This is a genomic window from Limimaricola cinnabarinus, from assembly GCF_047631075.1.
Lineage (GTDB): Bacteria > Pseudomonadota > Alphaproteobacteria > Rhodobacterales > Rhodobacteraceae > Limimaricola > Limimaricola cinnabarinus.
The window spans coordinates 188,361-206,924 of the sequence record NZ_JBLHYX010000002.1; the positions used below are offsets into that span (position 1 = coordinate 188,361).

General features: G+C 66.6%; 15 protein-coding genes. 7 read left to right on the top strand and 8 right to left on the bottom strand.

Going from position 1 to position 18,564, the window contains the following annotated elements; genetic code table 11:
- Nucleotides 1-74 precede the first annotated feature (74 nt).
- The 3 genes from dnaK (at nucleotide 75) to radC (ending at nucleotide 4,044) form a co-directional block, all read left to right on the top strand.
- Nucleotides 75-1,997: a molecular chaperone DnaK gene (gene dnaK, locus ACJASC_RS02735; protein ID WP_415143346.1), complete on the top strand. Its 1,923-nt coding sequence runs from the start codon at nucleotides 75-77 to the stop codon at nucleotides 1,995-1,997.
- Nucleotides 1,998-2,079: 82 nt separating this feature from the next.
- On the top strand, nucleotides 2,080-3,237 hold the full coding sequence (gene dnaJ / locus ACJASC_RS02740; RefSeq protein ID WP_415143348.1) for a molecular chaperone DnaJ: 1,158 nt from the start codon (nucleotides 2,080-2,082) through the stop codon (nucleotides 3,235-3,237).
- Between the two features lie 45 nt (nucleotides 3,238-3,282).
- On the top strand, nucleotides 3,283-4,044 hold the full coding sequence (radC, locus tag ACJASC_RS02745; protein ID WP_415143350.1) for a RadC family protein: 762 nt from the start codon (nucleotides 3,283-3,285) through the stop codon (nucleotides 4,042-4,044).
- A gap of 21 nt (nucleotides 4,045-4,065) precedes the next feature.
- Here radC and ACJASC_RS02750 read toward each other — a convergent pair whose 3' ends face one another.
- From ACJASC_RS02750 to secA, 3 genes are all read right to left on the bottom strand, one after another.
- Nucleotides 4,066-5,685 (bottom strand): phosphate ABC transporter substrate-binding/OmpA family protein, encoded by a 1,620-nt coding sequence (locus tag ACJASC_RS02750; protein ID WP_415143352.1) that lies wholly within the window; start codon nucleotides 5,683-5,685, stop codon nucleotides 4,066-4,068.
- Nucleotides 5,682-6,593 (bottom strand): hypothetical protein, encoded by a 912-nt coding sequence (locus ACJASC_RS02755; RefSeq protein WP_415143354.1) that lies wholly within the window; start codon nucleotides 6,591-6,593, stop codon nucleotides 5,682-5,684. Before ACJASC_RS02755 ends, ACJASC_RS02750 begins: the two co-directional genes overlap by 4 nt.
- Nucleotides 6,594-6,721: 128 nt before the next feature.
- Complete coding sequence (secA, locus tag ACJASC_RS02760) at nucleotides 6,722-9,535, bottom strand: preprotein translocase subunit SecA (protein ID WP_415143356.1); 2,814 nt, start codon at nucleotides 9,533-9,535, stop codon at nucleotides 6,722-6,724.
- A 185-nt stretch (nucleotides 9,536-9,720) separates the two neighbouring features.
- Between secA and ACJASC_RS02765 the strand changes: the two genes are divergently transcribed.
- The 4 genes from ACJASC_RS02765 (at nucleotide 9,721) to ACJASC_RS02780 (ending at nucleotide 12,464) form a co-directional block, all read left to right on the top strand.
- Nucleotides 9,721-10,563, top strand: a complete 843-nt coding sequence (locus ACJASC_RS02765; RefSeq protein ID WP_415143358.1) for a peptidylprolyl isomerase — start codon at nucleotides 9,721-9,723, stop codon at nucleotides 10,561-10,563.
- A 2-nt stretch (nucleotides 10,564-10,565) separates the two neighbouring features.
- Nucleotides 10,566-11,783: a bifunctional glutamate N-acetyltransferase/amino-acid acetyltransferase ArgJ gene (gene argJ, locus ACJASC_RS02770; RefSeq protein ID WP_415143360.1), complete on the top strand. Its 1,218-nt coding sequence runs from the start codon at nucleotides 10,566-10,568 to the stop codon at nucleotides 11,781-11,783.
- Nucleotides 11,780-12,178, top strand: coding sequence for an 8-oxo-dGTP diphosphatase MutT (gene mutT, locus ACJASC_RS02775; RefSeq protein ID WP_415143362.1), 399 nt, complete (start codon nucleotides 11,780-11,782; stop codon nucleotides 12,176-12,178). Before argJ ends, mutT begins: the two co-directional genes overlap by 4 nt.
- Nucleotides 12,179-12,320: 142 nt before the next feature.
- Nucleotides 12,321-12,464 carry a hypothetical protein gene (locus ACJASC_RS02780; RefSeq protein ID WP_021692846.1) on the top strand — a complete coding sequence of 48 codons (144 nt, stop codon included), beginning with the start codon at nucleotides 12,321-12,323 and terminating at the stop codon, nucleotides 12,462-12,464.
- A gap of 83 nt (nucleotides 12,465-12,547) precedes the next feature.
- On the opposite strand, the gene ACJASC_RS02785 is transcribed toward ACJASC_RS02780, so the two are convergent.
- The 5 genes from ACJASC_RS02785 to rimP all read right to left on the bottom strand — a co-directional run bounded on the left by ACJASC_RS02785 (nucleotide 12,548) and on the right by rimP (nucleotide 18,548).
- Nucleotides 12,548-13,093 carry a P-loop NTPase family protein gene (locus ACJASC_RS02785; RefSeq protein WP_415143364.1) on the bottom strand — a complete coding sequence of 182 codons (546 nt, stop codon included), beginning with the start codon at nucleotides 13,091-13,093 and terminating at the stop codon, nucleotides 12,548-12,550.
- A gap of 103 nt (nucleotides 13,094-13,196) precedes the next feature.
- The gene (gene infB, locus ACJASC_RS02790; RefSeq protein ID WP_021692844.1) at nucleotides 13,197-15,707 is read right to left on the bottom strand and encodes a translation initiation factor IF-2; all 2,511 of its coding nucleotides are present in this window, start codon (nucleotides 15,705-15,707) and stop codon (nucleotides 13,197-13,199) included.
- A gap of 5 nt (nucleotides 15,708-15,712) precedes the next feature.
- On the bottom strand, nucleotides 15,713-16,336 hold the full coding sequence (locus ACJASC_RS02795) for an RNA-binding protein (protein ID WP_415143366.1): 624 nt from the start codon (nucleotides 16,334-16,336) through the stop codon (nucleotides 15,713-15,715).
- Nucleotides 16,337-16,344: 8 nt separating this feature from the next.
- Nucleotides 16,345-17,958: a transcription termination factor NusA gene (gene nusA, locus ACJASC_RS02800; protein WP_021692842.1), complete on the bottom strand. Its 1,614-nt coding sequence runs from the start codon at nucleotides 17,956-17,958 to the stop codon at nucleotides 16,345-16,347.
- A complete protein-coding gene (gene rimP, locus ACJASC_RS02805) occupies nucleotides 17,958-18,548 on the bottom strand; it encodes a ribosome maturation factor RimP (protein WP_021692841.1) in 591 nt (196 codons plus the stop codon). Before rimP ends, nusA begins: the two co-directional genes overlap by 1 nt.
- Nucleotides 18,549-18,564 lie beyond the last annotated feature (16 nt).

Sequence of the window (18,564 nt, forward strand, 5' to 3'; positions counted from 1 at the left end):
CAAAATTCCTGTCCGGGGCGGATGCCTCAACGGGTCCGCACCGGAAAACCGCCTAGAGCTAGAGGGTTTTGAACATGGCTAAAGTAATCGGCATCGACCTCGGGACCACCAACTCCTGCGTCGCGATCATGGATGGCTCGCAGCCCCGCGTGATCGAGAACTCGGAAGGCGCCCGCACCACCCCGTCGATCGTCGCCTTCACCGACGATGAGCGTCTGGTCGGCCAGCCCGCCAAGCGGCAGGCCGTCACCAACCCGTCCAACACCATCCACGCGGTCAAGCGCCTCGTCGGCCGCCGCATGTCGGACGCCGCGGTCGAGAAGGACCGCAAGCTCGTCCCCTACAACATCGTGGACGGCGGCAATGGCGACGCCTGGGTCGAGGTGAAGGGCGAGAAGTATTCCCCGTCGCAGATCTCCGCCTTCACGCTCCAGAAGATGAAGGAGACCGCCGAGTCCTATCTTGGCGAGGAAGTGACGCAGGCCGTCATCACCGTTCCTGCCTACTTCAACGACGCCCAGCGTCAGGCGACCAAGGACGCGGGCAAGATCGCCGGCCTCGAAGTGCTGCGCATCATCAACGAGCCGACCGCCGCCGCGCTGGCCTATGGCCTCGACAAGAAAGACGCCAAGACCATCGCCGTCTATGACCTCGGCGGCGGCACCTTCGACGTGACCATCCTCGAGATCGACGACGGCCTGTTCGAGGTGAAGTCGACCAATGGCGACACCTTCCTCGGTGGCGAAGACTTCGACATGCGCATCGTGAACTACCTCGCGCAGGAGTTCAAAAAGGAGCATGGCGCCGATCTCACCACCGACAAGATGGCGCTGCAGCGCCTGAAGGAAGCGGCCGAGAAGGCGAAGATCGAGCTGTCGAGCTCGACCCAGACCGAGATCAACCAGCCGTTCATCTCGATGAACGCCTCGACCGGCACGCCGCTGCACCTCGTCATGAAGCTGACCCGCGCCAAGCTCGAAAGCCTCGTGGGTGACCTGATCAAGGCCTCGATGAAGCCCTGCCAGGCTGCGCTCAAGGATGCCGGCATCTCGACCTCGGAGATCGACGAGGTCGTGCTTGTCGGCGGCATGACCCGCATGCCCAAGGTCGTGGAAGAGGTGACCAAGTTCTTCGGCAAGGAGCCGCACAAGGGCGTGAACCCCGACGAGGTGGTGGCGCTGGGTGCTGCGATCCAGGCCGGCGTGCTGCAGGGCGACGTCAAGGACGTGGTGCTGCTCGACGTGACGCCGCTGTCCTTGGGCATCGAGACGCTGGGTGGCGTGTTCACCCGCCTGATCGACCGCAACACCACGATCCCGACCAAAAAGAGCCAGATCTTCTCGACCGCCGAGGACAACCAGAACGCGGTGACGATCCGGGTCTTCCAGGGTGAGCGCGAGATGGCCCAGGACAACAAGATGCTGGGCCAGTTCAACCTCGAGAACATCCCGCCCGCACCGCGCGGCATGCCGCAGATCGAGGTGACCTTCGACATCGATGCCAACGGCATCGTGTCGGTGAGCGCCAAGGACAAGGGCACCGGCAAGGAGCAGAAGATCACCATCCAGGCGTCCGGCGGTCTCACCGACGAGGACATCGAGAAGATGGTCCGCGAGGCCGAGGAGAACGCCGAGGGCGACAAGAAGCGGCGTGATCTGGTCGAGGCCAAGAACCAAGCGGAGAGCCTGATCCATTCGACCGAGAAGTCGATGGAAGAGCATGCCGACAAGGTCGACCCGACCACGATCGAGGCGATCGAACTGGCGCTGGCCGCGCTCAAGGACGAGGTCGAGGGCGACAACCCTGACAAGATCCGCTCGGGCATCCAGAACGTCTCCGAGGCGGCGATGAAGCTGGGCGAGGCCATCTACAAGGCCGGTCAGGCCGAGGCCGGTGAAGACGAGCCCGCAGAGAGCGACAAGCCGCGTGACAACGACGATGACGGCATCGTGGACGCCGACTTCGAGGATCTGGACGACGACAAGCGGGGCCGCTGAGGCGCCGCGCAAGCTCTGGTCCAAGGAGCCGGCCCGCTGACCGGGCCGGCTCCTTTCCGTTTCCGAAAGGCAGGACGATCCTATGGCAAAACGCGACTATTACGAAACGCTCGGAGTCTCCAAGGGCGCGTCCGCCGACGAGATCAAGAAGGCCTATCGCCAGAAGGCGAAGGAGCTTCACCCCGACCGCAACTCCGACAACCCCAATGCCGAAGAGCAGTTCAAGGCCGCCAACGAGGCCTATGACGTGCTCAAGGACGCCGACAAGAAGGCCGCCTATGACCGCTATGGCCACGCCGCCTTCGAAGGTGGCATGGGTGCGCGTCCGGGCGGCGGTGCGGGCGGCTTCCGCGGTCAGGGCGACTTCGCCTCGGCCTTCTCGGACGTGTTCGACGATCTCTTCGGCGATTTCATGGGCCAGCGCGGCGGCGGCGGCGGCGGCCGCAGCCGGGCCGCGCGCGGCAACGATCTGCGCTACAACCTGCGCATCAATCTCGAAGACGCGTTCGCGGGCATGCAAAAGACCGTGACGGTGCCCACCTCCGTCACCTGCGGCAAATGCTCGGGCTCGGGCGCCTCCGACGGCTCCGAACCCGCCACCTGCCCGACCTGTTCGGGCATGGGCAAGGTGCGCGCGCAGCAGGGCTTCTTCACGGTCGAGCGCACCTGCCCGACCTGCAACGGCATCGGTCAGATCATCAAGGACCCCTGCCGGGCCTGTCAGGGCGCGGGCCGCGTCGAGAAGGAGAAATCCCTCTCGGTCAACATCCCCGCGGGCGTCGAGACCGGGACCCGCATCCGGCTTGCCGGTGAGGGCGAGGCGGGGCTGCGTGGCGGCCCGTCGGGCGATCTCTACATCTTCATCGATGTGGCCGAACACCAGCTCTTCAAGCGTGACGGCCACGATCTCTACTGCCGCGTGCCCGTCTCCATGGCGGCGGCGGCGTTGGGCGGCGACATCGAGGTGCCGACCATCGATGGCGGCAAGTCCCGCGTGAAGATCCCCGAAGGCAGCCAGTCGGGTCGGCAGATGCGCCTGCGCGGCAAGGGTATGCCCGCCCTGCGCGGTGGCCAGCGCGGCGACATGTTCATCGAGCTCGCCGTCGAGACGCCGGTCAACCTCACCGCGCGGCAACGCGATCTTCTCAAGGAGTTCGACGAACTCGGCGAGAAGAACAATCCGCAAAGCTCGAACTTCTTCTCCGCCGTGAAGGGGTTCTGGGATTCGATGAAGGGCTGAAACTCTTAAGCCCGTTTTAACCATGCCCGCGAAACACTCGCGGGCATGGTTTCCGATCCTTCCTTCGCTGAACGTCCTCTGCCCTTCGCCCGCGACGAGGTGGCCGATGTCGCGCCGTTGCCCAAGGGGCGCGTTCCCTCCTACATGGCCGATCACCGCCGCCGCCTGCGTGAGAGGTTCCTCTCGGGCGGGGCCGACGCCATGCCGGATTACGAGCTGCTGGAGCTGCTTTTGTTCCGCGCCATCCCGCGGCAGGACGTCAAACCGCTGGCCCGCCGCCTGATCGACGCCTTCGGCGATCTCAACCGGGTGCTTGCTGCCCCGCCCCCTCGGCTGAGCGAGATCGACGGCGTCGGTCCCTCCGTGCTCACCGAGATCAAGGTGGTCGAGGCCGTCGCGCACCGCATGGCACGCGCGAAGGTCATCGCGCAGCCCGTGTTGTCGGGTTGGGAGCCGCTGCTCGACTACTGTCGCACGGTGATGGCGCATCGCGACACCGAGCAGTTCCGGGTGCTGTTTCTCGACCGGCGCAACGTGCTCGTCGCCGACGAGGCGCAGGCGCGCGGCACTGTCGATCATGTGCCGGTCTATCCCCGTGAGGTGGTCAAGAGGGCGCTGGAGCTGAACGCCTCGGCGCTGATCCTCGTGCACAACCACCCCTCGGGCGACCCGACGCCGTCGGAGGCCGATATCGTCATGACCGGGCAGATCGAGGCGGCGGCGCGGGCGCTCGGCATCACGCTGCACGACCATCTCGTGATCGGCAAATCGCGCGAAACGAGCTTTCGCACGGAGGGGCTGCTTTGAAGGGTCGCCGACAGAAGCCGTTTAGCGCAAGGGCGCGACCCAAAGCTCGACCCTGCGGTTGATGCCGCGCCCGGTCTCGGTGTCGTCGCAGCCCATGGGCATCGCTTCGCCAAAGGCCGCGACCTCGAGCGAGGCACCGGACGGCATTTCGCCGCCTAAGAGAGACAGCACCGCTGCCCGCACCGCCTCGGCACGCTCGAGCGACAGGTCATGATTGGCCACCGGGCCGCCGCGCCCATCTGAAAAGCCCGCCAGCAGCAGCGATTCGCCGCTGTGGCGCCCGTCGCGGATCGCTTGGGCAAGCTGCACCACGCGCGAGCGCGACACCGCGTCGAGGGCGGTCTCTCCGGCTTCGAAACGGAAGGTCGTCGACAGCCTCTGGCGCGACCCCAGCACCCGCAGCATCCGATGCAGATCCTCCAACGCCACGTCGCCGCCCGCCGAGAGTACCGCCCCGGCGATGCGTCCGCCCTGGCTCTCGATCGGGATCGGGATCGGTGCGAGACCGGTGACCCCGGCACGGCGCAGCACGAGCTGCGCCTCGCTCGTGGCGATCCAGGCGAGGAACGCTTCCGCCGCTTCCGGCAGGCGGCGCATGGGGCGATAGAGCACCAAGGGCAGGGTAAGCGGGAAATCCCCCGTGGTGACGCTCTCGGGCCGAGCCGTGCCGCGCAACCCGCAAGGCCCGGTCAGGGCCAGTGGCTGCGCCGCACCCAGCCGTCCAAAGGGCAGCATGCCGATCGCGCCGGGATCGGCGACCACGGCGGCGGCGAGCGCGTCGGCATCCGTGTGGCGGACCACCTCGGCCGACAGGCTGCGCTCCATGCGCTCCAGCACCAGTGTCTCAAAGCCCTGCGCCTGCCCGCTCGTTTCGGCCTCAAGATGCAGCCGCACCGGCCCCGCCACCTCCCCCAGACGCGACCAATCGGTGATCTCGCCCGCGAAAAGCCGTGATAGCTGCGACAGCGACAGCGCCTGCAACCGCCGTCCCGGCGCGACCACCGGCACCAGCGCGTCGAGCCCCACGAGTTGCAGCCGCCCCGGCGCGTCGAGCCGACCCAATCCCGCGTCGCGGGCGAGCGACAGTTCCTCGGTGTCGAGCAACCTCTCGGCCATCGCCATATCGGCCTCGTTGGCCAGAAGATCGGCGAAACCGTCCTCGGTCGAGGTCAGGCGAAACGAGACCCGCAGCTTCTCCTCGGCCTCCCCCGCCTCCCGCGGCAGGGCGAGGCTGTAGAGCGCGTGGCCCTCATGCGACTCGACGCGCTCGGGCTCCCAGCCTTGGGCGCGGGCATAACCCTCGACCAGAGCGGGCAGCACCAGCTCGCCCAGCCGCGCCGCGCCCGAAAGCCGCAACTCGGGCACCCAAGCATCCGGGTCGGGGCAGCTCGCGCCCTCGCAGGTCACACCGGCGAGCGGCAGCGTCAGCTCGCCATGTTCGGTGGCGATCCGCAGGTAGCGTCCGTCATAGCCCAGAAGGCTTCCGGTGAGGTTCAGCGTGCCCGAGCGCGAGGTAAGCCGCACCTCCCGATCCGGCTCCTGCGCCACGAGAGCTTGCGGCGCGCATCCGAGGACCGCGCCCAAGGCGGCGCGGCGTAACGTCTTGAAGATCGGGGGAAAGGCGGGTTTTCTGAGCGTCATCTCGACGCGAGTGTCAGCCCCGGCTCAAGGTTTTGCAAGACGAGAAGCTCGCCCAGCGCATCGCAGCCCGGAAGCGTGACCTCAAGGTCGAGGCTGGCCAGACCGCCCTTGCCGTCGCTGCGCATCATTTCGGCCTGCATTGGCGTGCCGCAATTCTCCGCCGTCACCTCGATCTCGACCCGCAGGCCGCGCGTTTCGCCGACCGGCGCGCTGTAGATCTGCGCCAGATGCGCCTCGGGCGCGGCGGCATGGCCCAAGGCTACCATGACGGCGCCCGTGCCCGAGTCCGTAGTAGAGTCCGCAGGGGCATCGAGGCTCAGATCGCCCGCGCCGCCGGGCCTGCCGCCCGGCGCCAGCGCATGCAGCGAGATCCCGTCGCTGTCGCGCCATTGCAGCGCCACGCGCTGCCACTCCTGCATGTCGGGCAGATCGACGGAGGCGATGGCGGTCTTGCCACCGGCCTCGGCCATGAACACGGCCTGCGCCGAAAGGGCGGGAAACAGCGCCTCGGCCCGGCCATCCCCGTCGGTCAGCAGGGTCACGGTCAGCCCTTGGTGGCGCAGCATCACGCGGGCCATGGGCGCGCAGGGGGCCTTGAGTTGCAGAGCGGCCATCGCGCCGGGGCGCGGCTCGGCCGACAGTGACAGGCCGCAACCCTCCCCGCGCGGCACCGACAAGCGCGCCAGCGGCACCGGGGCGCGCATCGGCACCGGCCGGTCGAAGGCCGCGGCAGCGAGAGGCGGGCTGTCGGGCAAGGAGCCGATCAGGATGGGCGGTTCGGGAAAGGTCTGCGGAAGCTCGACCGGCGTCGCCGAGGCGCGCGACACACCACTTTCCATGAACTGGCCGATCGCCAGCGCGGCGGTGGCGCAGGCACCCGCGGTCGCAAGAAAACGCAAAACAGCCATGAGACGATCCCTACCCATCTGGTCGGTCCAGACTAGGCGGGGCAAAAGGCCGGCGCGCGACGGCAAGCCGGCCTGTTGAGGGAGTCATCCGGGCAAAATCAGGGCGCGCCCGACAGGCGCGCCTCTTTTCAGAGCTTGCCGTGGCAGTGCTTGAACTTCTCTCCCGACCCGCAGGGACACGGCTCGTTGCGCGACGGGCTGCCCCAGGTCTTGGGGTCGCTCTCGTCGAAGTTCGCCCGTGCCGGGGCGGTCGAGCTGGCCAAAGCGGCAGGCGCCGCGCCAGCGGTGGCCATCTCCGGCGCGGCCTGCGGCCGGGGCGCCTGCGCGGTGGGCGCCGCATCGGCACCGGCCGCGTTCACCCCTGTGGCGCCAGCGGTGCCAGCGGCACCGGCAGCGGCCGCCGGGTTGCGGGCCGCTTGCGCCTGCATCGCGCGCTGCAGCATCGCCTGCTGCTCCTCCTTGGAGATCGGCCGCACCTGCCCGAGCTTTTCGGTCACCTCGGCGCGCAGCCCGTCGAGCAGCCCCTCGAAGAGCTGGAAGCTCTCGGTCTTGTACTCGTTGAGCGGATCGCGCTGCGCATAGCCGCGGAATCCCACCACCGAGCGCAGGTGTTCGAGCATCAGCAGATGCTCGCGCCACTTGGCGTCGATGGTCTGCAAGAGCACCTGCTTCTCGATGCTCTTCATGGTCTCGGGACCGAAGGCTTCGGTCTTGCGGGCCATCAATTCGTCGGATGCCTTCTCGAGCCGTTCGCGGATGATCTCGTCGTCGACGCCCTCCTCCTCGGCCCATTTCATCACCGGCACATCGATGCCGAGCTTCTGGAGCGACTGGGCATAGAGCCCTTCGGTATCCCATTGGTCGGCATAGGCCTTGGGAGGGATGTGGGTCGCGACGAGGTCCTCGATCACCTGATGGCGCATGTCGGCGACGATCTCGGAGAGGTCCTTGGCCTCCATGATCTCGCGGCGCTGGGAGAAGATCACCTTGCGCTGCTCGTTCATCACGTCGTCGTATTTCAGGAGCTGCTTGCGGATGTCGAAGTTGCGCCCCTCGACCTTGGCCTGCGCGCGCTCGAGAGACTTGTTCACCCAAGGATGCACGATCGCCTCGCCTTCCTTCATGCCGAGACCCGACAGCACCTTCTCGAGGCGCTCCGAGCCGAAGATCCGCATCAGGTCGTCTTCGAGCGACAGGAAGAACGAGGAGCGGCCCGGATCGCCCTGACGGCCCGAGCGGCCGCGCAGCTGGTTGTCGATGCGGCGGCTTTCGTGGCGCTCGGTGGCGAGCACGAAGAGCCCCCCCGCTTCGAGCACGGCCTTCTTCTCGTCGGCGTGCTCGGCCTCGATCCGCGCGCGGATCTCGTCGGGGTTGGCCTCCGGGTCGGCGGCCAACGCTTCAAGCACCTTGAGCTCGACATTGCCGCCAAGCTGGATGTCGGTGCCCCGGCCGGCCATGTTGGTGGCGATGGTCACCGCGCCGAGCTTGCCGGCATCGGCGATGATCTGTGCTTCCTGCTCGTGCTGGCGGGCGTTGAGCACATTATGCGGGATGCCCTCCTTCTCGAGCATCTGGCTCAGGAACTCGGACTTTTCGATCGAGGTGGTGCCGACGAGGATCGGCTGGCGCTTTTCATGCGACTCCTTGATCGCCTTCACCACGCCCTCGAACTTCTCGCGGGCGGTGCGATAGACCTGATCGTGCTCGTCGATCCGCTGAATGGGTCGGTTGGTCGGCACCTCGACCACGCCGAGGCGGTAGATCTCGTGGAATTCGTCGGCCTCGGTCAGCGCGGTGCCGGTCATGCCGGCGAGCTTGTCGTAGAGCCGAAAGTAGTTCTGGAAAGTGACGCTCGCCAGTGTCACGTTCTCGGGCTGGATCTCCAGCTCCTCCTTGGCCTCGATCGCCTGATGCAGACCGTCCGACAGGCGGCGGCCTTGCATCATGCGGCCCGTGAACTCGTCGATCAGCACGGCCTGCCCGTCGCGGACGATATAATCCTTGTCGCGGGTGAAGAGCTTGTGCGCCCTGAGTCCCTGATTGACGTGGTGCACGATGGTCGTGCTCTCGGGATCATAGAGCGTCTGCCCCTCGGGCAGGATGCCGAGCGCGAGCAGCCGCGCCTCGAGGAACTCGTTGCCCTCGTCGGTATAGGTCACCGAGCGGGTCTTTTCGTCGAGCGTGTAATGCGCCTCGGTCAGGTCGGGGATCACACGGTCGATGCTGCGATAGAGATCCGAGCGGTCCTCGCTCGGCCCCGAAATGATCAGCGGCGTGCGCGCCTCGTCGATCAGGATGCTGTCGGTCTCGTCGACGATCGCGAAGTTGTGGCCGCGCTGGTTCATCTGCGCCAGCTCGGACTTCATGTTGTCGCGCAGGTAGTCGAAGCCCAACTCGTTGTTGGTCGCATAGGTGATATCGGCGGCGTAGGCGCCCTTCTTCTCGGATTCGGGCTGCTGGGGATAGATCACCCCGGTAGTCAGACCCAGCGCACCATAGACCTTGCTCATCCATTCGGCGTCGCGCTTGGCGAGATAGTCGTTCACCGTGACGACATGCACGCCTTTGCCCGACAGGCCGTTGAGATAGGCCGGGAAGGTCGCCACGAGGGTCTTGCCCTCGCCGGTCTTCATCTCGGCGATGTTGCCCTGATGCAGGAAGATGCCGCCCATGAGCTGCGTGTCGAAGGCCCTGAGCCCCAGCGCGCGGCGCGCCGCCTCGCGGCAGTTGGCAAAGGCCTCGGGGAGAAGGTGGTCGAGGCTCTCGCCCTTCTCGACCCGTGCCTTGAACTCGGCGGTCTTGGCCCTGAGGCCCTCATCGTCCAGCGCCTGGAACTCGGGTTCGAGCGCGTTGATCTGATCGATCAGCGGTCGCGTGGACTTGATCTTGCGGTCGTTCGGCGTGCCGAAGACCTTCTTGGCCAGCGATCCGATACCCAGCATTGGCGATTGTCTCCTGCCGTCGTGACTTGATCTGCAAGGAGGTCGCTTGTCGCCCCCGCATGTGGGGCATAGATAGGGCGCAAGTGCCGCCCTTTGCCAGCCCATCCGGCGATGTAAGGGGCGGGAGACCGAGTGTCAACGTCGCGCCCGGGACGCGGTCCCCGCGCGGCCAGGAAGGAAACCACATGATCCGCACGTTGCCCGTCGCCGCCCTGATGGCCGGCCTCGCCTCGATGGCCTCCGCGCAGCAGGCCTCGGATGTCGTCGCCACCGTGAACGGCACCGAGATCACGCTGGGCGAGATGATCATCACCCGCAGCCAGCTGCCGCAGCAGTACCAGCAGCTGCCGCCAGAGACCCTGTTTCAGGGCATTCTCGACCAGCTGGTGCAGCAGCAGGTGCTCGCCGACACGCTCGAAGACACTCCGGTCCGGGTCGAGCTGGCCCTGCAGAACCAGCGCCGCTCGCTGCTCGCAGGCGAAGCGATCAACTCCATGATGGGCGAGGAGGTCTCCGAAGAGGAGATTCAGGCCGCCTATGACGAGGCCTTCGCCGATGCCGAGGCGACGCAGGAGTTCAACGCCAGCCACATCCTCGTGGAGACCGAGGAAGAGGCGCAAGCGGTGATGGAGCGGCTCGAGGCGGGCGAGGATTTTGCCGAAATCGCCAAGGAAGTCTCGACCGATCCCGGCTCGGGCGCGCAAGGCGGCAGCCTTGGCTGGTTCGCCGAAGGCATGATGGTCGAGCCGTTCCAGGACGCCGTGGCCGAGCTTGAGAAGGGCGAGACCACCGAAACGCCGGTCGAGACGCAGTTCGGCTTTCACATCATCCGCCTCGATGACACCCGCAGTCAGGAGCCGCCCGCCCTCGAAGAGGTGCGCGACGATCTCGCCAGCCAGATCCAGCAAAGCAAGATCGAGGAGCGTCTGGTCGAGCTCGAGAGCGAAGCCGAGGTGACCCGCCCCGAAGAGGGCGCCTTCGACCCGGCCCTGCTGACCGACCTCGGTCTGCTCGAAGAGGGCAACTGATCATGGCCGGTCCGGTCTCGCCGCTGGCGCCCGCCGCCTTTCCCGCCCTGCCCGAGATCGCGGGCGTGCGTTTCGCGTCGGTCGCGGCCGGGGTGCGATACGCGAACCGGACCGACGTGATGCTCGCCGAACTGGAGCCGGGCTCGGCGGTGGCGGGGGTGTTCACGCGCTCCTCCACCCGCTCTGCCCCGGTCCGCGACTGCGAGGCCAAGATCGGCGCGGACACCTCCCGCGCCGCCTTTCTCGTCAATTCCGGTAATTCCAACGCCTTTACCGGTCAGGCGGGCGAACGCTCGGTGACCGAAATCTGCGCCGCCGTGACGCAGGCCACCGGCATCGACGCCGCGCGCGTCTTCACCTCCTCGACCGGCGTGATCGGTGAGCCGCTGCCGCATGAGCGCATCGTTGCCAAGCTGGGAGAGCTGAACGCCGCGCTGGAGCCTGCGGGCATCGAGGGTGCCGCGCGCGCCATCATGACCACCGACACCTTCCCCAAGGGGTCGACCGAAACCGTCTCCATCGACGGCAAGCCGGTGAAGATCGCCGGCATCGCCAAGGGCTCGGGCATGATCGCGCCCGACATGGCAACGATGCTGGTCTATATCTTCACCGATGCATTGATCGACCAGCCCAAGCTGCAGGACCTCTTGCGCGAGATCACAGACCGAACCTTCAACTGCATCACCGTCGACAGCGACACCTCGACCTCGGACACGCTGCTGATGGCCGCGACCGGGGCCTCGGGCGTCGATGTCACCGGCAGCGCCGATTTCGCGGCCGGGCTGGAGCGGGTGATGCTCGATCTCGCGCATCAGGTGGTGCGCGACGGCGAGGGCGCGACCAAGTTCGTGGAGATCCGCGTCACCGGCGCGGCTTCGGACGACGACGCCCGCAAGGTTGCCATGGCCACCGCCAATTCGCCGCTGGTGAAAACCGCGATCGCGGGCGAGGACCCCAATTGGGGCCGCGTCGTCATGGCCGTGGGCAAATCCGGTGCCGAGGCCGACCGCGACCGGCTCTCGATCCGCTTCGGCGAGATCCTGGTGGCCCAGAACGGCTGGGTCAGCCCCGCCTATGACGAAGAGAAGGCCGCCGCCTACATGAAGGGTCAGGAGATCGTCATCGACGTCGATCTCGGGCTCGGCTCCGGCGAGGCCGTGGCCTGGACCTGCGATCTCACGCATCGCTACATCGACATCAACGCCGACTACCGCTCGTGAAGATCGTCCTCGTCTCGGCGGTGGCGTTGATCGACGCCGATGGAAGGGTGCTGCTCGCGCAGCGCCCCGTCGGCAAGTCGATGGCCGGGCTGTGGGAGTTTCCGGGTGGCAAGGTCGAGCCGGGCGAGAGCCCCGAGGCCGCGCTGATCCGAGAGTTGCACGAGGAGCTGGGCATCGACACACAGGAGAGCTGCCTCGCGCCGCTCACCTTTGCCAGCCATGCCTATGAGAGCTTCCATTTGCTGATGCCGCTCTTTGCCTGCCGCCGCTGGCAGGGCCAGCCACATGGGCGCGAGAATCAGGCGCTGGAATGGGTGCGGCCGAACCGCCTGCGCGATTATCCGATGCCGCCAGCCGATCTGCCGTTGATTCCCGTGCTGCGCGACTGGCTGTGAGGTTCCCGAACCGGGCACGTGCAAACGCTGCGTCAGAACAAGGCAATTGGTTCCATATGTCGTCAAATATTTGTCAGCTACAGTAGGTTGTTCATAAATCACCGCCTATAGTGGACTCACCATTGATTGTATGGAGTCCATCATGCTGCAAACCATCCTGATCGGTAGCTGCATCTCGGTGCAGGGCCTTCTTGTCAAACAGCTCGCGAACGGCCGGATGCTGGTTCGTGTCGGTGAACGTCTCTATGAGGGGCGTCCCGCCAACAGTGGTCCCCAAGCCGCCTGAGGCCCTTTCGCGTACAGAGTTTCACGAGTATCCGAACGCGAAAGGGACGGCCCAAGGCCGTCCCTTTTCAATTTTCCCAGCTCTCAGCGATGCGGCAGACCGAGATTCCCGCTTGCCACCGCTTCGGAGAGCCCGCCCAGATAGTCCGCGACCTCGCGCCGACTTCGCAAATGGTGGCGATCCTTGTCCTCGGGAACCTGCCCGTAAAACCAACACAGCTTCGACCGCTGCGACCGGCGCGCGCGCCAGATGTATCGCACGAACTCGCCATTGAAGCGTTCCGGGCATCCCGGCGGCAGCTCCGGACGGCTGCGTCCCCAGTTGCTCAGGCTGCGCCACAGCACCCGCCGCAGACACAGACCCAGCGGCAGATCGAGCCAGATCACCGTATCGGCACGATCCAGCCGTGCTTCCCATGTCGATGAATGTCCGCCTTCGAAGATCCATTCGGGCCGCGCATGAACTCCGGCGCACAGCCGGTCCTTTTCTGCGCGCGGTCGCTCGACCCAGCCGGGCGCCCAATGGATGGCATCGATATGCACGACCGGCAGATGCGTGATCTCGCCCATCCGCCGCGCCAGCCATGATTTGCCCGAACCGGGCTGCCCGATGATCATCACCCGTTTCATCGGGTCTGAATTACGATCCCGGCCGTTCCCGTCAACTCTGCAAACGCGAAGGGGCGGCCCGAAGGCTGCCCCTTTTTCGTGTTCAGTGGATCGGATGATCGGATCAGAGCGACCGCTCGACCGATTCCCGCTCGAAGATCTCGATGACATCGCCGGGGCGGATGTCCTCGTGGTTCTCGAAGGCCATGCCACATTCCTGACCCGACTGCACTTCGGACACTTCGTCCTTGAAGCGCTTGAGGGTCTTGAGCGTGCCCTCGTGGATCACGACGTTGTCGCGCAGCAGGCGGACACCGGCGGAGCGGCGTGCCACGCCTTCGGTAACGAGACAACCCGCGACCTTGCCGACATTGGAGACCTTGAAGACCTCCTTGATGCTGGCGTAGCCGATGAACTTTTCGCGGATCTCGTTCGACAGAAGGCCCGAGGCCGCCTGCTTCACGTCGTCCACGAGGTCGTAGATCACGCTGTAGTAGCGGATCTCGACGCCCTTCTGGTTCGCGGCCTGACGCGCGGGCGCGTTGGCCCGGACGTTGAAGCCGAAGACCGGAGCGCCCGACGCCTCGGCGAGGCCGATGTCGCTCTCGGTGATCGCGCCCACGCCCGAATGCAGCACCCGGACCCGGACCTCGTCGTTGCCGATCTTTTCCATCGCCTGAACGATGGCCTCGGCCGAACCCTGCACGTCGGACTTCACCACCACCGGCAGCTCGGAGACGTTCTTGTCTTCCTTGGCCTTGGCCATGAGCTGCTCAAGGGTGGTCGCGGCACCGGCGGCGGCGCGCTTCTCCTTGGCGGCGTTGGCGCGGTATTCCGCGATCTCGCGGGCCTGCGCCTCGGTCGCGACGACGTTGAGAACGTCGCCCGCCTCAGGCGTGCCGTTGAGACCCAGCACCTCGACGGGGACCGAGGGACCGGCCTCCTCGACGCGCTCGCCCTTGTCGTCGACCAGCGCGCGGACCTTGCCCCACTGCTCGCCCACGACGAAGATGTCGCCGCGCTTGAGCGTGCCGTTCTGCACGAGGACGGTCGCGACCGGGCCGCGGCCCACGTCGAGCTGCGCCTCGATCACGGCACCCTGCGCCGGACGGTTCGGGTTGGCCTTGAGCTCGAGGATCTCGGACTGCAGCGCGATCGCCTCGAGCAGTTGGTCCAGACCCTTGCCGGTGATCGCCGACACCTCGACGTCCTGCACGTCGCCGGACATCTTTTCGACGATGACCTCGTGCTGGAGCAGGTCCGTGCGGACCTTGTCGGGGTTGGCGTCGTATTTGTCGACCTTGTTGATCGCCACGATCATCGGCACCTTGGCGGCCTTGGCGTGGTTCAGCGCCTCGATGGTCTGCGGCATCACCGCGTCATCGGCCGCGACCACCAGCACCACGATGTCCGTCACCTGCGCGCCACGGGCACGCATCGAGGTGAAGGCCGCGTGGCCGGGCGTATCGAGGAAGGTCAGGCGCGTGCCGTTGGCGGCTTCGACCTGATAGGCACCGATATGCTGGGTGATGCCACCGGCCTCGCCCGAGACGACCTTGGTCTTGCGGATCGCGTCGAGCAGCGAGGTCTTGCCGTGGTCGACATGGCCCATCACGGTGATGATCGGCGCACGGTCGAGCAGGTCCTCTGGCTTGTCCTTGACCTGTTCGATCACCTGTTCGACGTCGGCATCCGAGACGCGGACGACGCGGTGGCCGAAATCCTCGATGATCAGCTCGGCGGTGTCGGCGTCGATCGACTGGTTCTGCGTCGCCATGATGCCGTTGTTCATCAGCGACTTGACCACGTCGGCCACGCGCTCGGCCATGCGGTTGGCAAGCTCGCCCACGGTGATGACCTCGGGCAGCTGCACGTCGCGCACGACCTTCTCGCGCTCGACATGGCCGCCCATCGCCTTCTGGCGCGCGCGCTCCTGCTTGCGCTTCATCTGGGCCATGGACCGCTGACGGCCGCCTTCGCCCGACAGCGCCTGGTTCAGCGTCAGCTTGCCCGAGCGACGGTTGTCGACCCCACCCTTGGCGGCGGGCTTGGCCTTCTTGTCGGCGCGGGCGTCGCGATCGCGATCGCCGGCCTTGCGGGGCGCGGAGTTCGGACGCTGACCGCCTGCGGGCATCTCGCCGGGCGCGGCGGCAGGCTGGGCCGCGGGCTGCTGCGGCGCGGGCTGGGAGGCACGGCGCGCGGCTTCCTCGGCCTCACGCTTCTTGCGCTCCTCTTCCTCGGCCTTGGCCTTGAGCGCCTCTTCGCGCTCGCGGTCCTCGCGTTCCTTGGCCTCGATCTCGGCGCGGCGGCGCTCACGCTCTTCGGCACGGGCAGCCTCCTCGGCGGCGCGCTTCTCGGCCTCTTCGGCCTCGCGCGACCGGGCGAGGGCGAGAGCGCGCATCCGGCGCTCGAGTTCGGCCTCGCTGATCCCCGCCGGGCGCTTGGAGGGATCGCCCCTCACCACGCCAGTCGCGGCCGTGCCTTGGGCCGCGCCACCGGGCTTCGGCACCACGACGCGCTTGCGTTTGGTCTCGACCACGACGTTCTTGGTCCGGCCATGACTAAAACTCTGCTTGACGTTCCCCGGACGGGACCCGTGCAGACCAAGAGGTTTCTTGCCGTCGGTATCGCTCATCAGATTTACATATCCTTCCCGGAGGCCGTATCGCCGCCGTTGCTCTCTCGCAGACCGCGCAGTTTCGCGGCCTCCTCTACAACACGGTCGCTGAGTCCGCCAGCAGCGAGCGCGCCGTGTATCACACTTTGCCGACCGAAAGCCAAACCCAATTCGTCCGAGGTCAGGCAGCCGTAATATCTTGCCCCCGTAGGGGTCCACAATTTGCTCTTGCCGCGTTCGGAGCCATCCGAGGCCTGCAACAGCACGCGGACGTGATCGCCCGCGAGCGCGGATTTCACCTTTTCGAAGCCCGCGATCGCGAGCCCCGCCTTGCGCGCCAGAGCGATCAGGTCGACGACGCGGCGCGCCTGCTGGCGCTCCACCTCGGCCGCGAGACCCTCCGGCACCGTCACCGGCGCCTTGGCGGCGCGGGCGAACTGCCCGCGCTTGGCCGTCTCGATCACCGCCTTCTCGGCGGTGACGTAGATCCCCCGCCCCGGCAGCTTGCCGAGGATGTCGGGCACCACCTGGCCGTCGGGGCCGATCACGAAGCGGATCAGCCCGGATTTCGGCTGCACGTCACCCGTGACGATGCATTTCCGCTCCGGCCCGTCGGCCCGCTCCGCTTTCATTCCACCACGACCCATCTCTTGCCTCAGGCCTCTTCTTCGTCGTTCGCGGCGGCGGCAGCCTCATCGGCGGCAAGCTCGTCGGGATCGACCCAGCCGAGCGCCACGCGCGCGGTCATCACCAGTTCCTGCGCCTCTTCGAGGCTGACCTCGAAGGGCTCGAGCACGCCGTCATCCTTCACGCGCTCGCCGCCTTCGGTGGTCCAGCCGCCGGCCAGTTCCCAATCGGCGCAGGTCGCGAAGTCCTCGAGCGTCTTGACGCCGTCCTTGGCCAGCGCCTCGACCATCTGCGGGCTCAGACCCGGGAAGCCGATCAGGCTGTCCTCGGCGCCAAGCTCGCGGGCGCGCTCCAGCGCGGCCTTGTTCTGGGCGTCGATGTAGTCGCGGGCCCGCGCCTGAAGCTCGGCGGCGGTGTCGGCGTCGACCCCGTCGATCACCAGCAGCTCGTCCTGATCGACATATGCGACCTCATCGAGATTTGTGAACCCCTCGGAGACGAGAAGTTGCGCAAAGAACTCGTCGAGGTCGAGCGTGTCCATGAACAGCTTGGTGCGGGTCTCGAACTCGGCCTGACGGCGCTTGCTCTCCTGCTCTTCAGTCATGATGTCGATGTCGAGACCGGTGAGCTGCGAGGCCAGACGCACGTTCTGACCGCGACGGCCGATGGCGAGCGACAGCTGCTCCTCGGGCACCACGACCTCAATGCGCTCGGCCTCCTCGTCGAACACGACCTTGGAGACCTCGGCGGGCTGAAGCGCGTTGACGAGGAAGGTCGGCATGTCCTCGTTCCACGGGATGATGTCGATCTTCTCACCCTGAAGCTCACCGACGACGGCTTGCACGCGAGAGCCGCGCATGCCGACGCAGGCGCCGACCGGGTCGATCGAGTTGTCATAGGAGATCACGGCGATCTTGGCGCGGCTGCCCGGGTCGCGGGCCACGGCCTTGATCTCGATGATGCCCTCGTAGATCTCGGGCACTTCCATCTTGAACAGCTCGGCCATGAACTCGGGCGCGGTGCGGCTGAGGAAGATCTGCGGGCCACGCACCTCGCGGCGCACGTCCTTGACGTAGCAGCGGATCCGGTCGCCGGGGCGGTAGGCCTCGCGGCCGATCTTCTCGTTGCGGCGCAGCACGGCTTCGCCGGCGCCGGGAAGCTCGACGACGATATTGCCGTATTCCTCGCGCTTGACGGTGGCGTTGATGATGGTGCCGGCGCGATCCTTGAACTCTTCGTACTGGCGATCGCGCTCGGCCTCGCGGACCTTCTGCAGGATCACCTGCTTGGCCGACTGCGCGGCGATGCGCCCGAGCTCGACCGGGGGCACCTCCTCGACGAAGGTGTCACCGATCTTGGGATCGTCGAGATAGAGCTTGGCCTGCTCGACGGTCATCTCGGCCTGGTAGTTCTCGAGATCCTCGTCGGCGACGACGGTGCGTACGCGGGTAAAGCGGGCGCGGCCGGTCTTGCGATCGATGTTGACCCGGATGTCCATCTCGGCGCCGTAGCGCGACTTGGCGGCACGGGCGAGGCTCTCCTCCATCGCCTCGACCACGAGGATCGGGTCGATCATCTTCTCGCGCGCGACCGCCTCGGCGGTCTGCAACAGCTCGAGCTGGTTTGCGGATGTGATGGCCATCAGTCGTTCTCCTCATCACCATCAATGATGGTTTCAACATCGTCGAATTGGGTCTCGTCGATCTGGCCCGCATCCTTGCGCGAGCGCAGCACGTCGCGGATCAGCTCGTCGGTCAGCACCAGCTTGGCGTCCGAGAGCCACTCGAACTTCAGACCGATGGTGACCGTCTCGCCGGCCTCCTCGATCTCGATCAGCACCTCGCCGTCCTCGACGCCCGCCAGCTCGCCCTTGAAGCGGCGGCGGCCGTCGATCAGCTCCTCGGTCTCGATCTTGGCCTCGAAGCCCTTCCACTGCTCGAAATCCTTGAGCCGGGTCAGCGGCCGGTCGATGCCGGGCGAGGAGACCTCGAGCGTGTAGGCGTCGATGATCGGGTCCTCGACGTCGAGCACGGCCGAGACGGCGGTGGAGATCTGGCCGCACTCGTCGACCTCGATCGTGCCGTCGGGCTTCTGCGCCATGATCTGCAGGGTCGAGCTCTTGCCCGACATCAGGCGCACGCGCACCAGCTCGAAACCCATGTCAGCGATGACGGGCTCGATGATCTCCTGGACGCGGCGGTCGATCGCCGCCTTGGCGATGAGGTCGGACATGAGGTCCTCCAAGCAC

Excerpts from the sequence above, each read along its gene's own strand:
- argJ (WP_415143360.1), top strand. The coding sequence starts at position 10,566 with ATGGCCGGTCCGGTCTCGCCGCTGGCGCCCGCCGCCTTTCCCGCCCTG.
- nusA (WP_021692842.1), bottom strand. The coding sequence starts at position 17,958 with ATGGCCATCACATCCGCAAACCAGCTCGAGCTGTTGCAGACCGCCGAG.
- ACJASC_RS02755 (WP_415143354.1), bottom strand. The coding sequence starts at position 6,593 with ATGGCTGTTTTGCGTTTTCTTGCGACCGCGGGTGCCTGCGCCACCGCC.
- infB (WP_021692844.1), bottom strand. The coding sequence starts at position 15,707 with ATGAGCGATACCGACGGCAAGAAACCTCTTGGTCTGCACGGGTCCCGT.
- secA (WP_415143356.1), bottom strand. The coding sequence starts at position 9,535 with ATGCTGGGTATCGGATCGCTGGCCAAGAAGGTCTTCGGCACGCCGAAC.
- dnaJ (WP_415143348.1), top strand. The coding sequence starts at position 2,080 with ATGGCAAAACGCGACTATTACGAAACGCTCGGAGTCTCCAAGGGCGCG.
- ACJASC_RS02785 (WP_415143364.1), bottom strand. The coding sequence starts at position 13,093 with ATGAAACGGGTGATGATCATCGGGCAGCCCGGTTCGGGCAAATCATGG.
- ACJASC_RS02780 (WP_021692846.1), top strand. The coding sequence starts at position 12,321 with ATGCTGCAAACCATCCTGATCGGTAGCTGCATCTCGGTGCAGGGCCTT.
- ACJASC_RS02795 (WP_415143366.1), bottom strand. The coding sequence starts at position 16,336 with ATGGGTCGTGGTGGAATGAAAGCGGAGCGGGCCGACGGGCCGGAGCGG.
- ACJASC_RS02765 (WP_415143358.1), top strand. The coding sequence starts at position 9,721 with ATGATCCGCACGTTGCCCGTCGCCGCCCTGATGGCCGGCCTCGCCTCG.
- dnaK (WP_415143346.1), top strand. The coding sequence starts at position 75 with ATGGCTAAAGTAATCGGCATCGACCTCGGGACCACCAACTCCTGCGTC.
- rimP (WP_021692841.1), bottom strand. The coding sequence starts at position 18,548 with ATGTCCGACCTCATCGCCAAGGCGGCGATCGACCGCCGCGTCCAGGAG.
- ACJASC_RS02750 (WP_415143352.1), bottom strand. The coding sequence starts at position 5,685 with ATGACGCTCAGAAAACCCGCCTTTCCCCCGATCTTCAAGACGTTACGC.
- radC (WP_415143350.1), top strand. The coding sequence starts at position 3,283 with ATGGTTTCCGATCCTTCCTTCGCTGAACGTCCTCTGCCCTTCGCCCGC.